This is a genomic window from Agarivorans sp. D1326, from assembly GCF_056958115.1.
The window spans coordinates 337,017-351,264 of record NZ_JBTWEN010000005.1 but is presented as its reverse complement, the minus strand read 5'-3'; the positions used below and the strand labels follow the sequence as shown (position 1 = coordinate 351,264).

Annotated in this window: 16 protein-coding genes; 1 reads left to right on the top strand and 15 read right to left on the bottom strand. The window is 47.1% G+C overall.

Annotated elements, in window-relative coordinates:
- Nucleotides 1-515: 515 nt before the first annotated feature.
- From torD to ACYFDN_RS12385, 8 genes are all read right to left on the bottom strand, one after another.
- Nucleotides 516-1,133, bottom strand: coding sequence for a molecular chaperone TorD (gene torD, locus ACYFDN_RS12420; RefSeq protein WP_483511363.1), 618 nt, complete (start codon nucleotides 1,131-1,133; stop codon nucleotides 516-518).
- Nucleotides 1,134-3,602: a trimethylamine-N-oxide reductase TorA gene (gene torA / locus ACYFDN_RS12415; protein WP_472589503.1), complete on the bottom strand. Its 2,469-nt coding sequence runs from the start codon at nucleotides 3,600-3,602 to the stop codon at nucleotides 1,134-1,136.
- 13 nt (nucleotides 3,603-3,615) lie between these two features.
- Nucleotides 3,616-4,797 (bottom strand): pentaheme c-type cytochrome TorC, encoded by a 1,182-nt coding sequence (gene torC / locus ACYFDN_RS12410; RefSeq protein WP_483511361.1) that lies wholly within the window; start codon nucleotides 4,795-4,797, stop codon nucleotides 3,616-3,618.
- A gap of 58 nt (nucleotides 4,798-4,855) precedes the next feature.
- Nucleotides 4,856-5,026: a trimethylamine N-oxide reductase system protein TorE gene (gene torE / locus ACYFDN_RS12405; protein WP_016403108.1), complete on the bottom strand. Its 171-nt coding sequence runs from the start codon at nucleotides 5,024-5,026 to the stop codon at nucleotides 4,856-4,858.
- A gap of 117 nt (nucleotides 5,027-5,143) precedes the next feature.
- Complete coding sequence (locus ACYFDN_RS12400; protein WP_483511359.1) at nucleotides 5,144-5,758, bottom strand: tRNA-uridine aminocarboxypropyltransferase; 615 nt, start codon at nucleotides 5,756-5,758, stop codon at nucleotides 5,144-5,146.
- Nucleotides 5,759-5,802: 44 nt separating this feature from the next.
- A complete protein-coding gene (locus ACYFDN_RS12395; protein ID WP_406609827.1) occupies nucleotides 5,803-6,600 on the bottom strand; it encodes a LysR family transcriptional regulator in 798 nt (265 codons plus the stop codon).
- Entirely contained in the window at nucleotides 6,590-7,441 is an 852-nt protein-coding gene (locus ACYFDN_RS12390; RefSeq protein ID WP_016403111.1) for a LysR family transcriptional regulator, read from the bottom strand. Before ACYFDN_RS12390 ends, ACYFDN_RS12395 begins: the two co-directional genes overlap by 11 nt.
- 55 nt (nucleotides 7,442-7,496) lie before the next feature.
- Nucleotides 7,497-7,880, bottom strand: a complete 384-nt coding sequence (locus ACYFDN_RS12385; protein WP_016403112.1) for a hypothetical protein — start codon at nucleotides 7,878-7,880, stop codon at nucleotides 7,497-7,499.
- Nucleotides 7,881-8,166: 286 nt separating this feature from the next.
- Between ACYFDN_RS12385 and ACYFDN_RS12380 the strand changes: the two genes are divergently transcribed.
- Nucleotides 8,167-8,376: a hypothetical protein gene (locus ACYFDN_RS12380; RefSeq protein WP_016403113.1), complete on the top strand. Its 210-nt coding sequence runs from the start codon at nucleotides 8,167-8,169 to the stop codon at nucleotides 8,374-8,376.
- Here the strand turns inward: ACYFDN_RS12380 and menE are convergent.
- From menE to ACYFDN_RS12345, 7 genes are all read right to left on the bottom strand, one after another.
- Entirely contained in the window at nucleotides 8,346-9,752 is a 1,407-nt protein-coding gene (gene menE, locus ACYFDN_RS12375; protein ID WP_483511356.1) for an o-succinylbenzoate--CoA ligase, read from the bottom strand. The two genes, ACYFDN_RS12380 and menE, sit on opposite strands and share 31 nt — an antisense overlap.
- Before the next feature lie 74 nt (nucleotides 9,753-9,826).
- Nucleotides 9,827-10,390 carry a HupE/UreJ family protein gene (locus ACYFDN_RS12370; RefSeq protein ID WP_483511354.1) on the bottom strand — a complete coding sequence of 188 codons (564 nt, stop codon included), beginning with the start codon at nucleotides 10,388-10,390 and terminating at the stop codon, nucleotides 9,827-9,829.
- A 23-nt stretch (nucleotides 10,391-10,413) separates the two neighbouring features.
- A complete protein-coding gene (gene ureG / locus ACYFDN_RS12365; protein WP_152782974.1) occupies nucleotides 10,414-11,049 on the bottom strand; it encodes an urease accessory protein UreG in 636 nt (211 codons plus the stop codon).
- A gap of 26 nt (nucleotides 11,050-11,075) precedes the next feature.
- On the bottom strand, nucleotides 11,076-11,744 hold the full coding sequence (locus tag ACYFDN_RS12360; RefSeq protein WP_483511352.1) for an urease accessory protein UreF: 669 nt from the start codon (nucleotides 11,742-11,744) through the stop codon (nucleotides 11,076-11,078).
- The gene (ureE, locus tag ACYFDN_RS12355; protein WP_163133352.1) at nucleotides 11,744-12,190 is read right to left on the bottom strand and encodes an urease accessory protein UreE; all 447 of its coding nucleotides are present in this window, start codon (nucleotides 12,188-12,190) and stop codon (nucleotides 11,744-11,746) included. The genes ACYFDN_RS12360 and ureE overlap by 1 nt, the downstream gene beginning before the upstream one ends.
- Before the next feature lie 11 nt (nucleotides 12,191-12,201).
- Nucleotides 12,202-13,908 carry an urease subunit alpha gene (gene ureC / locus ACYFDN_RS12350; protein WP_016403119.1) on the bottom strand — a complete coding sequence of 569 codons (1,707 nt, stop codon included), beginning with the start codon at nucleotides 13,906-13,908 and terminating at the stop codon, nucleotides 12,202-12,204.
- Nucleotides 13,905-14,228 carry an urease subunit beta gene (locus ACYFDN_RS12345; RefSeq protein ID WP_016403120.1) on the bottom strand — a complete coding sequence of 108 codons (324 nt, stop codon included), beginning with the start codon at nucleotides 14,226-14,228 and terminating at the stop codon, nucleotides 13,905-13,907. Before ACYFDN_RS12345 ends, ureC begins: the two co-directional genes overlap by 4 nt.
- Nucleotides 14,229-14,248: the final 20 nt, after the last annotated feature.

Genomic DNA, 14,248 nt, shown 5'->3' with positions numbered 1-14,248 from the left:
AAAAGATAGGAGGGGCGTAACGCCTAACAGTTGAGGTATTACCGCCCGGGCATCTAGAAGCGACAACCGACTTAATTTAACTATAAAATAGTTTGCCTTTAATGCGAGATAAATGTTGTGAAAATGTTAACTTGGTGTCATTTGCTCGGCTAAGTGTATGAAATATCGACAGCGGGCAACAGGACTTACTATAGCCATATAATGAGTAATGGTTTAAGTGAGCGACTAGCTAGACACTAGGGCCTGTTGATCTTTGCTGATGGTTTTTACAGCAATTTATTAGCCATTTAGGCAAGGCAGTGAGTGTGAAGTTAAGTGGGTTTAATAATCACTCGCTAACGCTGAATAAATGGCTAAGAAATACTGCCCGAAGGGTTCAGATAAGCGAACTTTACTCTTCGTTGAACACTTTTCACTTAGCCCACTAGGTTTCAAAGTGCTCGCCGCGATTAAAGCCCGCTTATCTTGAATAAAATTTCAACACCAAAGATCAACAGGCCCTAGTAACGTTTAACTTATAACTCGCTTAGATCTAAGTTTAAGTAGCCTACGAGTAATTCGGCAAAGCCTTGGTAAAAGCCGCCTTTGCTAACCTTGCGTAAGGTTTCAAGCCATAGTGGCAACCAACACAGCAGGTGCTGATTAATAAAATCAGCTTGTTGTTGAGCAGGCGCTTCGCGCAAAATTAAATTACCAAGGTAATCGAGCTGAATCGCAAGATGATCCGCTGGCTCATTAAAATTAGGGTCAACTTGCAGGCCTTGGCTTATTAGCAAGGCGCGCATTTTTTCATGTGGCTCTTGAAACATCAGCTTGTTGGCCGACAGGTAAACCGAGGCATAAGGTGGTGCGCCTACTTTGCTGTCACTTAAGAACTGCTGGCAAAAGTCTGCTGCTAGTTCTAGCTCTGGGTGTTTAAAGGCGCTCAACTTTGCTAAATGATTTTTAATCATGGTAACAGCCGAGCTTAGCTCGGCTGTGTCTGCTAGTTGCTTTAGCAACTGTGCTCCTTCACCAGAGGTATAAGAAGCAAGCTGTTGCTTATCAAGCTCTTTGGTAAAAACCGTTGCAAACCACCAATAGATGCTGGCACGGATTTCGTTCTCTTGGCTAACACTAGCGGCGATTGTCATCTACGACATCTCCTTAGGGCCGCCAAAGGAGCTTACTGCAGGTGCTTTACCGGTGAACTTCTCGTATTCAACCAAACAGGTATTTGCGCTGGTGGCTTGAGCTAATTGCGAGCTGCCAATATCCATGGTTAGGGTATTAGGATCGCCATAGGTATCTAGTGCGCCAATGGTTTCATCCACAGGGCCATACCAAGCACCCTCTTGCAGGCGAGCAACACCCTTGGCGTAGTCTTCAGACACTACCGCGCCAGCCAGCAATTGCCCACGTTTGTTAAACACTCGAACTAAATCACCATCTTTAATGCCACGCTTCTTGGCATCTTCTGGGTTGATATACAATGGCTCGCGGCCTTGCACTGCATAGGTCGCGCGAAACTCTTCTGAGTCACACATTTGCGAGTGCAGACGTTTGTCGGGGTGACAAGACTGCAGCCAAATGGGGAACTCTTCAGAGCCAGGACCGCCGTGCGAGCGCTCGGCTTTTTCAAACCACATTGGGTGGCCTTGGCAATCGTCGTATCCGTAGCGATCGATCTTGCGGCTAAATATCTCAATGAAGCCAGATGGCGTGCCTAAAGCGTTAATTTCAGGATCTTCTCTGAAGTCTGCTTGGCGGGTCCAGTTTTCGCCTTTGCCAAAGTCTACCCAACCTTCTTTCCAAAAGGTCATGAAGTCGGGCATATCAAACTTAGCTTTGTTGGCCGCGGCGCACTCATCATAGAGTTGCTTCACCCATTCCATTTCGGATTTACCTTGGGTGTATTCTTTACTCTTACCAAAGCGTTGGGTAAGTAAGGTGAAAATCTCAAAATCGGTTTTAGATTGATACAGTGGGTCAACCAACTTGTGCATGGCAATAATGCCGCGGTTGCTGTAAGAACCGTACAGATCTAAATCGTTACGCTCCCATTGGGTACACGCTGGCAATACAATATCTGAGAAGCGGCAACTGGCGGTCCAAGTAAAATCTATCGAGACCACGGTTTCCAGCTTTTGGAAGGCCTTCTTCATGCGGTTGCGATCTTGGTGATGATGCCAAGGGTTACAGCCAGAGAACACCATCATCTTGATGTCGGGTAAGGTGATTTTGGCGCCATTAGCATTTATCACTTTGCCGGGTTCCATAATGGCATCAATCCAGCGCGCTACCGGAATGGTGCTGCTATAGCCTTTAAAGTCTTGGTTCATATGAACCCGCTCATTAGGTTTATCTGGATTACGTGGGAACGCACCAGGCGCTGCCGCACCGGTAGACGGTACGCCAATAGAGCTGTAGTGGTGAGCATAAGAAACCCCACCACCCGGTAAGCCAATTTGCCCCAACATGGCTGCGATAACCGCGCCCATCCAATAAGGCTGCTCGCCATGTTGCTGACGTTGAATACACCAGCCAAAAATAAGCTGGGTACGGTCGCTAGCTAATAAGCGGGCAAATTCTCGAATTTCATCGGCTGGTACACCACAAATAGCTTCTGCCCATTCTGGTGTTTTTTCTACTTTGTCTTTAGATTCGCCAGTTACATACGGAATAAAGTCTTCAAAACCTAAGGCATAGGTATTGAGGAATTCCTTGTCGTACAGCTCTTCGGTATAAAGCGTGTGGGCGATGGCCAGCATAAACGGGACATCGGCTTGTGGGTTAACGTAACGCTGCTCACAATCGAGGTACTTTTGAGTTTTAGTGCGGACTGGGTCAACACTAATTACCCGAATTTGTTTGTTAGCAACTTTGTCTTTAAGTTGCTCTAAATATTCAAAGGATTCGTGAGTTTCACAGGCCCAACCTACTTGTAGGTTTTTCATCAAATCGGTGGCCCATAAGACAACTGTTTTACTGTTATCTAAAATCAAAGGCCAAGAAGTACCTTGCGCATATACCTCGGTAGTACCAAGTACATAAGGCATAATGGTTTGCCCTGCACCGGTAGAGTAGTCGCCTACTTTATTCACCGAGAAACCATGCATGGCTACTGCGCGTTGCATGTGGTTACCGCAGGAATGAACTTGACCGGTTTGACGCCAACCGGTTTGGCCGGCATGCAAGGCCCAAGGGCCATAATCTTTTTGTACGCGTTCTAGCTCTTGGTAGAACAGGTCTAGAGCTTCATCCCAAGTGACTCGAATAAAGCGATTATCACCGCGCTGTGAGGTATCACTTTTGTTGCGTTTTAGGTACCAATCGTAGCGCACCATTGGGTAGCGAATACGAGAAGGACTATACAAAATACCTTTAATGCCCTTGAGCATTTCGGTGGGGTATTTATCTGCTTCAAAGGGTTTTATTTCTTGCACTTTGCCTGCATACACGCGGGCACGAAACGCGCCCCAGTGTGAGCCTGAAACCTTCCAGCTTCCGGCTGTTTCAGCAGCGGCTGCATCGTTAGACACTGCCAATAAACTTGGGCCGATCAAAGTACTAGCGCTGGTGGCTAAAATGCCTTTGAGAAAACCGCGACGAGTAATTGCCATGTTAATCTCCTTGTTAGTGGCCAGCGTCAGAAAAATCTGATGAATGTTTTTGAAGGTATTTCAATACCAGCGCTTGAGTATCACCGTCTAAATTCACAAACGACAACATACCGTTAAACATACCTGGCCAGGTGTTGGTGTCGAAGTGATTTTCGGCAGGCTGGGTATGACATACACTACAGGCCGTATCATAAGTGGTTTTGGCAAACTGCCAGAGGGTATCGCGTGAGTCGGTCAGTGAACCGTTACGCATCCATAGCGTGATTGATACCTTCTGCCACGGCAAACCAGTTAAGTCATCTTCTTTGGTTTCGCCTTTTTGCATAATGCTGTCGTTTTGAGCCACTTCTTTGGTTAAGAAGCCATCGTTGATGTTCATGGCAAAGTCTTCAAACAGTACTCGACCAAAACCTTTGGTTTTACGCCAGCCGTCTATTTCTACCTGAATTGCATCGCCTTTTATGTCGAGAACCTTAACTGCAGTGGCCGCATTAAGTTGGCCTGCTTCTTCATTAAGTTCGGCGCTGGTGAACATTGGCAGTTGACGCACGCTGTAGTATGTTTCGCCTTTTTTGTAGCCCGATGTTGCCATCTCCTCGAGTTTGGCTAAGGTGCCTTCGCCCGAATTCATGTTTTCTGGGAGTTCGTGGGCAATACCTTTGTGGCAGTCAATACAGCTTTGGTCGCGCTCGGCGGCCATTTTCATTTGCACTTGGGCGCGCTCAGACATGGAGTCAAAGTCCATGCTGTTGTAGTTGTGACAGTTTTTACATTCTAAGGAATTATTGGCAGTGAAACGGTCCCATTCGTGTTGGGCTAGTTCACCGCGTTTTTCTAAGAACTTCTCACGGGTATTAATGGTGCCAAATATTGCACCGTATACTTCTTTAGACGCCTGCATTTTGCGAGCAATTTTGTCGGTCCAATTATGGGGCACGTGACAATCTGGACAAGTGGCACGTACACCCGAATTGTTTTTCCAGTGCACCGTGTCTTGCAGTTCTACATATACGTTGTCGGCCATTTCGTGGCAGCCAATACAGAACTCTTCGGTATTGGTGGCTTCTAGTGCGGTGTTAAAGCCGCCCCAGAAAATGATACCAGCAACAAATCCGCCAATAGTCAAAAAACCAAAGCTTAAATGTACGCTTGGTTTGCTCACTATTGACCAAAATTTCTTCAGCATATTTTTCATGGTGGTGTCTCACATTGCTGCGAATTATTTAATAATTAAAAAAGAAAGAGCAGAGTTATTAACCGTGTCCCGGCGGACCCATCATTATCTGGAGCATCCAAACGATAAAGCCATAACCGCCTACGGTGACCACTGCCAAAATAGGAAAAAGCACAACGGCGATAAATAGAAATACCTTCCACTCATCCATTTTGCTGGGGCTGTCTTCCACCACATTATTCTTAGACATGCAAAAGCGCTCCTACATTAATGTTATGTATATAAATTTAACTTAGTCTTGATATGTAAGTTTGACCAGTTTCACGGCTGTTTTTTGTGCTTATCTGTGTCACTGAGCAGCAGCAATTTAGTAGCGTTTTTTTACCGCCGCTGGCATTGCTGAAAGTTGTTGGTTTGCAAGGGCGCGTAGTATACCCACTAAAGGAGTAGGGTCAAACATTTCTAACTGATTTAGAGTGTATCCAACAGCCTCTATGGTGGATAAGCCTTTATCTATCGAGGTTTTTCGTATTTTATATTGCCCTTGCGGGGCGTGCTCGAAATGAAATTGTTCTAAACTTTGTAGCCAGGGATTGAGGTGCCATAATTTTTTGGCTTTTCGCCAGGTACCGTCAAGTAGCAATATTGTGGCGGGGGAGCAGTCTGCGGTGTAAGCCGCTTTTTGAGTATTGCTTAGCTGTTCTAAAGCTTGGCTGGTTTGGCTAGGATAAATCAGCAAAAATTGATGTGGAGCTTGTTCCACTTGCTGTTTTAAATCGGCAAAATCGTCGGCATTTTCACCCACTATTATCGTTGCATTATCCAGAGCTAAACAAGCTAGATGAGCGGTGCTTTTAGCATGTTGTTGTTCGCTGGGGTGCTGCAAAATAATCACCGGGTGACGATGTGAACAGCTGGGGATGTTTGCGCATAAGCAGTGACTTTGAGGGCGCAAGCAGCGCTGGCAACGAACTCGACTCATTGATCTCTTAGGTTAATAAAGGCGGGCTAATTATAAGCTATTGTTTAGGGTAATTCACAATACTCTGCCTGTTGTTGCAGTAGCCAGCTCTTAATGTCTTCTGGGCAGTGATGAGACAAGTGTAAGTAGGTCGGTAGCTCTGCGATTAAATCAGGCCACGCTTTAAGTTGTCCTTCGGCGAGCCGAGATTCGACACTTATTTGTGGCAAAATTGCCCAGCCTAAAGCGGCTTCTAGCGCATCCAGCAACAAGGTCTCTCCAATAAACAAATTACTTTGCTGCGGCTCGCGAATATCAAACAGCTTTAAGTGGCCATCAAAGCGTTGCTGATGATTAACCAACTTGGGGTGAGCTACTTTTATCAACTTGGCAGGGCGCCAACTAAGCACTTGAGTATTGTTCTGTTGGCTTTGCGCCGAAAAGCTAAAGTGAACATGTTGCTGACTATTACCGCTGAAATGCAAATCCAGTAAGGGATCAAAGCGCTGTAATTGGTTGGCTAACAAGGTAAGCCACGGACTAGGAAACCAGGCTTGATAGCTAATACTTAACTTGAGGCTCTTGCCTAGTTGTAAATGGCGGCAGTGGCGCTGCAGTTCGTGGTAGCGGCTTACTATCAACTCAGCCTGCTCTATTAAGGCAAGCCCCGCTGAGCTAAGTGGGAAAGGTGCAGCGTGTTGGTTGAACAAGCAGCAGGCGAGTTGCTTTTCTAGTTGGTCAATCCGCTGTATTACCTGTATTTCGGTGCACTTAAGCTGTTCGGCACACTTTATTAAATTGCCATGCTTGGCGAGGCAAACAAAGGCTTCTAAGGCCGCTTGTTTGGCTTGTTCATCCATCATAGGCACTCAAACTTAACAGGTTTAAGCACTGCGCTACTTGGCTGTCGTGCTGGCTATTTAGCCAAAGGATTTCTATTTCTAACTTGGTTGGTGAGAAGTAATTACTTAGGTGTAATTCTATTAAGCTGCCATTACGAAAACTGGACTCCAACCAATGACGTGGCGCGATGGCCCAGCCCATTCCAAGTACTAGCAAATCGTGCAACATTTCACGGTGACTGAGCTGCCAGCAGCTGACTCGATTGAGTTGTAACTCTAAGGGTAAATGGCTTAAGCACAATTGACGATGGCGCTGCAGCTGCTCGGCGCTGAGCTGCTGATGTTTGCTCAAACTATGGCGAGCAGCGCAGGCCAGAGCCAAACTTAAATTACAGTAGCGGCGCGAATGCGTTTTAGGCGGCTTGTTTTGCTGCGCCACCCGCAGTGCTATGTCGATATTGCCATTAACCAATTGCTGCTGGAGTTGGCGGCTGCTTAATTGCACCAGTTTTAGTTGTTGTAGTGAGAGCTCGCTAATAAAGCGCGGGTAACATTGTAGTAAGCTTTGGCTAGGTACAAATTCATCTAAACCAATCACGATTTGTTGAGGCTGTGGTTTATCTACAGGGCTTTGCAGAAAGTTATCTAGTTGCAGTTGTAGCTGCTTAGCGCGCTGGTAAAGCTGCTGGCCTTGTTCGTTTAAGCGGCTGTAGTCGGGGTCGAATAGCGTGCAGTTTAATGATTGCTCTAAGTCGGAGAAAATCTTTCTTCTGCTACTAGAGCTGGTCATCTCTGGGTAATGGTGGCGTTGCTCATAGGCTTTAACAAACCGGCTGAGCAAGCCAATATCCGTGTGCTGCATTCTCATAGGCCATGATTTTAGTGTCTTTTAAGGCTAGCAGAGAATGGCTGAGCTGTTAGAACATGTAGCGAACACCTGCACTGGCTTCGAGCTTCACTTCAAGGTCGTCAATCACATACACAATTGGTTGTAACTCGGCAAAGAATCGAAATTTATCAACTACAGTATGCGCCCCAAACACTGCACGAGCACCTAGCTTATGATGGTGGTGATCGCTCCATTTACCACCAAAGCCATAATAAAAGTATTGTTGCTCAGGAAAACCAATGATTTTATCGCCACTTAAAGAGAAGTCGTTAAGTCCTAGGTTCACTCGAATATCGTTAAACTGAGCACTAATACCATTGTCGCTGCCTACCATTACCCCAAGCTCGGGATTAGCATTGCTCGAAAATGCCACTAAACAAAGTGCCCCAGCACCAAATACTGCAATTTTCATAGTTACCTCATTTATTGTTTGTCGAGCATTCTAGAGATAGCTCATCACAAGGTAAACCACTGGGCTGTTGCTTTTATCGACAGCCCTGCCCAGATATCGTGACAGGCTAAGCTAATTTGGCTAAATGCTGCGAAATAGTGCTTGTTGAGGGGGTAAATGCGTGCTAAATGTAAGGTAAGTGGTTGTTTCCAATTGTTGGTCGGCTACTTTATGAAGTTGTTGAGAGTGAATTTATTTGGCTCTTCAGCTTCTAAGCGCTAGCTATTTTTAGTCGTAAGGAGTGCTTATGAGAACAGAACAAGCGTTCGCAAATACCGGATTGCTAAGCCGTTACTTAGCAGAAAGAGAACAATTCTTTAAAGGAGCATGCTGCTTTGTTCCTGATTCCCACTTAAGCCTTAAAGAGCAGCAACACAGTGCCTTACAACACGCCTATCAACAATCTTGGATTAGCATTTCCGAACTTCAACACTGGTCACAACAACTAGACTTGTGATTAGCCAATGTGCTCAACTCGATGCGCGAAGGTTTCAGCGAGTTGTGAGCTGGTAATTCAAAATAGGCGATCGGTAGTTTGATCGCCGCAAGCTGCTGACGTAAAAACAGATTCAGCTGCTGCTTACTAAGCTTTTGTTCTGCTTTAATAAACGCCACCGGACATTGGCCGTATTCTCTGTTTTGTTGTGCCACCACCACAGCTTGATTGATCATTGGGTGTTGCAATAATGCCAGCTCTATTTCTTCAGGTTGAATGTTTTCACCAGCGCAAATAAACATATTGTTACTACGCCCCAGCGTGTGCAAGTGCGCACCTTCGATTAACCCTCTATCTCCGCTGTTAAACCAGCCATCAGGTTCACAGGCCTTTAAAATTTCGCCATTTTTCCAGTAACCCAAGAATAAGGTTTTACCGCGTAGGTAAATCTCGCCTTGATGTATTTTGGCGCGGCGGTGCGGCAAAATTTGATAAGCACTTTGGCCTAAGCGGTGATGGCGGGTAGCGATTTGCGAGCTCATTTCACTGCTGCCATAGGAGCTATATACTTGAAAGCCGCGGCTAATGGCTTCTTCCAATAAATTGTCGTTACAAGCTGCGCCACCAATTAAGATGTGTTTGAGCTTAAGGCTATGCGCCCAAAATTTTGCTTGGGTGAGTAGCCGATAAAGTTGAGTTGGCACCAACGATACATGGGTGGTGTCGCTGCCCAGTAAATCAGGAAATACTCGCCCTTTGTTTTGTGCCACAACTATGCGCGCGCCAGCTAGTAGGCAGCGCCATACAATGGCCTGGCCGCCAATATGGTAAAGCGGTAAAGACAATAACCATTGGTCATGGTGCTTGAGAGGAATCATCGCTTGCGAGCCCTGAGCACTGTAGTAGTGATTTCGCCAGCAGTGCACCACGGCTTTAGGCGGGCCACTGCTGCCAGAGGTAAACACCATACTCATTGGGGCTTCGCTGTCGAGCTCAATACCGGCAGAGCAGCTAAGCTCTTGATGCGGGTTAAATTCTACTCGCTTAGCTTGCTGTAAGCTGCAATCTAAATCACTCCAATAAAACTGACAGTCTACGGTTTCACTTAAAGCCTGTAATTGCGAGAGCGGGTGGTGGTGATTAAGCGGGCAAAAGATATAGGCTAGCTCCAAGCTAGCTAGCTGCAACAGCAGCATACGCAGTGGATCTTCGCCAAAGCAGCACACTCTAGATCCTTGTGTCACGCCTTGCAGACGCAACTGTTCAGCCGTGGCTTTTACCATGACATAAAGCTGCTGATAGCTAAGCTGCTGTTGGCCAATGCTCAGGGCAATATGTTCTGGGCGAATTTGGCTTTGCAGTTGCAGTGCGTGGGTAGACAAAGAATGGGCGCTCATAGCAGCATTATGCCGCAAATTGTGAAGCTTGTCGCCGCTGGCAAACATCGCCAGCGACGCAGTTTTTTTGGGGCTTATGCAACCAGTGCAGTTACACCAATGGCACCAGCGAAACCGGCAATAGTGCGTGTGATTTTTTGGCCGTAAGTCGATTTTTGCACAGCTTTACCTAGCAAGTAACCGCCGCTAATAAGGGCAATTGAGCTAGCAATAAAGCCTGCAAAGAATAGCTTCATGTCTGCGCCAGCAGGCACCTCGTTACCATGGGCTGCGCCGTGTAAGGCTGCCACTAAACATACTGCTAAACCAGCTAGGCTAGCTGCTTTTGGCAATACCTTAGCCACTAATACCGCCATAACTAGCAGAGAAATAGCCAAGCCTGTCTCTAACATTGGTGGTACAAAACCCATGCTGGCAACAACCGCTGCCACAATCAACGCAAACACACTTTGCGCCAAGCTCAACTTGAGTTTGCCAGTTTGGCTAGCTAATAAACCAATTAGGCTTAAGGCAATTAGGTGGTCTAAACCAGTAAGTGGATGTAATAGGCCTTCACTTAAGCCATGGTGGTGTCCTTCGTGGGCAAAGCTGGGCAAGCTAATGAGTAGGCCTGCAGCCAAAGTAAGTAGTTTTTTCATGGTAGGTTCCTTGTAATTTAAAACTAGTTGGCAGTAGCAGGGCTAGATTCTTCTAGCATGCCTTGCTCAATAATAAAGTTGATAATGGTTTGTAAGCCTTCGCTGGTTTTAAGGTTACTAAATACAAATGGGCGTTCGCCGCGCATTTTTTTAGCATCGCGATCCATGACTTCTAGCGAGGCGCCAACATGCGGGGCTAAATCGGTTTTATTGATGATCAATAAGTCAGACTTTGTAATGCCTGGGCCACCTTTACGGGGAATTTTGTCACCAGCACTTACGTCGATCACGTAAAGGGTTAAGTCACTTAACTCGGGGCTAAAAGTAGCACTTAGATTATCGCCGCCGCTTTCTACTAGCACTAAATCTAAGCCTTGATGGCGGCGATTAAGCTCGGCAATCGCCGCTAAATTCATCGATGCATCTTCGCGAATGGCGGTGTGCGGGCAGCCGCCGGTTTCTACACCCAAAATGCGGTCTTCAGCGAGGGCATCATTGCGCAGCAAAAATTGGGCATCTTCTTTGGTGTAAATGTCGTTGGTCACAACCGCTAGGTTGAAACGGTCTTTTAGCTCGCGACATAGCGCTGTAAGTAAGGCTGTTTTGCCTGAGCCTACCGGGCCGCCGACACCTACACGTAAGGTTTGTTTTATGCTCATTATGGTTCCTCTTTTTTGTGGCTACGCTAAGAGCGAAACAGCCGACAATATTGGGTTTCGTGAAGGGCGCTAGCCAAGCTTAATGCTGGTAACGACCCGCTAATTTGATCAAAAGGTAAAGCTAAGCCCGACTCGCGTGCTGGTGGTAGCAACGGCAGTAACTCGCTAAGTAGCTTTTGGCAGGCTGTTTGCCCAAGCGGTAGGGTTTTACCGGCTACCGCCAATTGGTTTTCTAGCCAAGTCCATAGGTAGCCGTCGGCTAATTCATCAAGCGCTACTTGCCAATGCACACCAGCCAAAGCAAACATACTAGTCCAGCTCATCGATTCTTGGCTGAGCGGAGCGGTAATTGATTCATCGAGTTGGCTAAGCAAGGTGCGTAAGGCGTTACCCATTTGCACATCTTCTAGCTCCAACTCAAGGGTTTCTCGGCTGGCTATAAGTTCTAAATTTAGGCTCTCAAACTTAGCAAAGTCTTGCGTTTTGCAGGCTTGATAAAGTGCCGCCAGCATCGGAATGTCGAGGCAGGCTAGCCCCGCCTCTAAACAACCGCTAATCCAGCTTTTTAGCTGTTGAGGGTTATTCACCCAGCCGTTTTCTATGGCGTATTCCAAGCCTTGCGAATAGGCAAAACCACCTACCGGTAAGCTGGGGCTAACCAAACGCATTAGCTGAAGTTGCGCCATGCTAGTCATTAGTGGCTATGTCCTGGCAAGTGGCTGTGATAAGCACCGGTTTCTGGGTCAAATGGCCCCTGGTGCTGTTCTACTCGTAGCCCATAAAGCTCTACTAAGTCTTGCAACACATGGTCTGGCTGAAAGCGTACCCAACCTTCACCAATTTGCAGTGGTGTATGGCGGTTACCTAAGTGGTAGCAGACCTTGGCGAACATTAGTGGATCATCGCTATAGGCGGTGGTTACCAACTCGTCGGCACTTTTAATCTCAACCACTTCGCCATTATCGGCTTCGAGCATTTGGCCATTTTGTAGCACTTGTCCACGCTCTAAGAAAAAGCCGATATCTTGCTTGGCTTCGGTTTGCGCTTTAATGCGCGCTTTTTTACGCAACTCGTAACTCAATACCACTTGGTGATGCACTGGGCCGTGGTAGTGATGGAGGGTTTGATACACCTTTAACATTCATTCTCTCCTTAAAATAAAAAGTAACGCTGAGCGAGTGGTAGCTCGGCAGCGGGTTCACATTCAAGCAACTGGCCATCGGCGCGCACTTCATAGGTTTGCGAATCCACTTCCATATGCGGTTGGTAGTGGTTGTGCACCATGTCTTGCTTTTTAATGCTGCGGGTATTTTTACAAGCCACTAGGCGGCTAGTTAGGCCTAGGGTTTCATCAATTTTTGCATCTAAAGCCGCTTGGCTTACAAAGGTGACGCGGGTTTCGCTCATCGCCTTGCCGTAAGCGCCAAACATTGGGCGGTAATGTACCGGCTGTGGCGTGGGGATTGATGCATTTGGGTCGCCCATAGGTGCAGCAGCAATCGCGCCGCCTTTAATAATTAACGAGGGTTTAGCGCCAAAAAAGGCAGGCTTCCACAATACTAAATCTGCCAGCTTACCCACTTCAACCGAGCCTACTTCATGGGCAATACCATGGGTTATGGCCGGGTTAATGGTGTATTTGGCAATGTAGCGTTTGGCACGGAAGTTATCGCAGCCAATTTCTTTATCTTCTGGCAATAAACCGCGTTGCACTTTCATTTTGTGGGCGGTTTGCCAAGTACGGGTAATCACTTCGCCTACTCGGCCCATGGCTTGTGAATCTGAGGCGATCATCGAGAATGCGCCTAAATCGTGCAAGATGTCTTCGGCGGCGATGGTTTCTTTACGGATCCGCGAATCTGCAAAGGCCACGTCTTCGGGAATAGCCGGATCAAGGTGGTGACATACCATTAGCATGTCTAAGTGCTCGTCTACGGTATTAATGGTGTAGGGGCGAGTTGGGTTAGTAGATGATGGCAACACATTATCTAAACCACAAGCAGTAATAATATCGGGTGCGTGGCCGCCACCTGCGCCTTCGGTGTGGTAGGTATGAATGACTCGGCCTTTAAAGGCGGCGATAGTATCTTCTACAAAACCTGATTCATTTAAGGTGTCGGTATGAATGGCCACTTGCACGTCGTAGTTTTCGGCAACAGTTAAACAGTTGTCGATAGACATCGGAGTGGTACCCCAGTCTTCGTGCAGTTTTAAGCCCATGGCGCCGGCCATTAGTTGTTCTTCTAATGGACGCGGTAGGCTGGCGTTGCCCTTGCCTAAAAAGCCTAGGTTCATTGGAAAACAGTCTGCCGACTGCAGCATTTTGCCTAAGTGAAAGGCGCCAGGGGTACAGGTAGTTGCATTGGTTCCGGTTGCGGGTCCGGTGCCACCCCCTAACATGGTGGTAGTGCCCGACATTAAGGCTTCTTCAATTTGCTGTGGGCAAATATAGTGAATGTGCGAGTCGACCCCGCCAGCAGTCACAATTTGGCCTTCACCTGCAATTACCTCGGTACCCGCACCAACCTCGATATCAATGTTGTCTTGAATATCGGGATTACCCGCTTTACCAATGGCTTGAATACGACCGTCTTTAAGTGCAATGTCGGCCTTTACAATACCCCAGTGATCCAAAATAAGGGCATTGGTAATTACGGTATCTGGCACCATGGCGCAGCTGGCTTGGCTTTGCCCCATGCCATCACGAATTACTTTACCACCACCAAATTTCACTTCGCTGCCATATTGGGCGTAGTCTTTTTCTACTTGAATGATTAGCTCGGTATCGCCAAGGCGTACTTTGTCACCCACGGTTGGGCCAAACATTTCGGCATAGGCGCGTTTATCCATTTTGCTCATGCTTGTTCCTCGTCACTTAGTTTGCCCATTACTTCCCCTCTAAAACCGTATACCTCGCGCTTGCCACTTAAGGCCACCAGTTCTACGCGGCGGCTTTGGCCTGGCTCAAAACGTACTGCGGTGCCGGCGGCAATATTAAGACGAAAACCTAAAGCGGCTTTACGGTCAAAATGCAGGGCGGGGTTAGTTTCGGCGAAGTGGTAATGTGAGCCTACTTGCACTGGGCGATCGCCGCTGTTGGCAACATCTACAGTTACAGTGGCTAAACCTTTGTTTAGCTCAATGTCACCATCATCAATGATTAGTTCTCCGGGTATCATTTGCTGTTCCTCTACAAGTA

Excerpts from the sequence above, each read along its gene's own strand:
- torD (WP_483511363.1), bottom strand. The coding sequence starts at position 1,133 with ATGACAATCGCCGCTAGTGTTAGCCAAGAGAACGAAATCCGTGCCAGC.
- torA (WP_472589503.1), bottom strand. The coding sequence starts at position 3,602 with ATGGCAATTACTCGTCGCGGTTTTCTCAAAGGCATTTTAGCCACCAGC.
- torC (WP_483511361.1), bottom strand. The coding sequence starts at position 4,797 with ATGAAAAATATGCTGAAGAAATTTTGGTCAATAGTGAGCAAACCAAGC.
- torE (WP_016403108.1), bottom strand. The coding sequence starts at position 5,026 with ATGTCTAAGAATAATGTGGTGGAAGACAGCCCCAGCAAAATGGATGAG.
- ACYFDN_RS12400 (WP_483511359.1), bottom strand. The coding sequence starts at position 5,758 with ATGAGTCGAGTTCGTTGCCAGCGCTGCTTGCGCCCTCAAAGTCACTGC.
- ACYFDN_RS12395 (WP_406609827.1), bottom strand. The coding sequence starts at position 6,600 with ATGATGGATGAACAAGCCAAACAAGCGGCCTTAGAAGCCTTTGTTTGC.
- ACYFDN_RS12390 (WP_016403111.1), bottom strand. The coding sequence starts at position 7,441 with ATGCAGCACACGGATATTGGCTTGCTCAGCCGGTTTGTTAAAGCCTAT.
- ACYFDN_RS12385 (WP_016403112.1), bottom strand. The coding sequence starts at position 7,880 with ATGAAAATTGCAGTATTTGGTGCTGGGGCACTTTGTTTAGTGGCATTT.
- ACYFDN_RS12380 (WP_016403113.1), top strand. The coding sequence starts at position 8,167 with ATGAGAACAGAACAAGCGTTCGCAAATACCGGATTGCTAAGCCGTTAC.
- menE (WP_483511356.1), bottom strand. The coding sequence starts at position 9,752 with ATGAGCGCCCATTCTTTGTCTACCCACGCACTGCAACTGCAAAGCCAA.
- ACYFDN_RS12370 (WP_483511354.1), bottom strand. The coding sequence starts at position 10,390 with ATGAAAAAACTACTTACTTTGGCTGCAGGCCTACTCATTAGCTTGCCC.
- ureG (WP_152782974.1), bottom strand. The coding sequence starts at position 11,049 with ATGAGCATAAAACAAACCTTACGTGTAGGTGTCGGCGGCCCGGTAGGC.
- ACYFDN_RS12360 (WP_483511352.1), bottom strand. The coding sequence starts at position 11,744 with ATGACTAGCATGGCGCAACTTCAGCTAATGCGTTTGGTTAGCCCCAGC.
- ureE (WP_163133352.1), bottom strand. The coding sequence starts at position 12,190 with ATGTTAAAGGTGTATCAAACCCTCCATCACTACCACGGCCCAGTGCAT.
- ureC (WP_016403119.1), bottom strand. The coding sequence starts at position 13,908 with ATGAGCAAAATGGATAAACGCGCCTATGCCGAAATGTTTGGCCCAACC.
- ACYFDN_RS12345 (WP_016403120.1), bottom strand. The coding sequence starts at position 14,228 with ATGATACCCGGAGAACTAATCATTGATGATGGTGACATTGAGCTAAAC.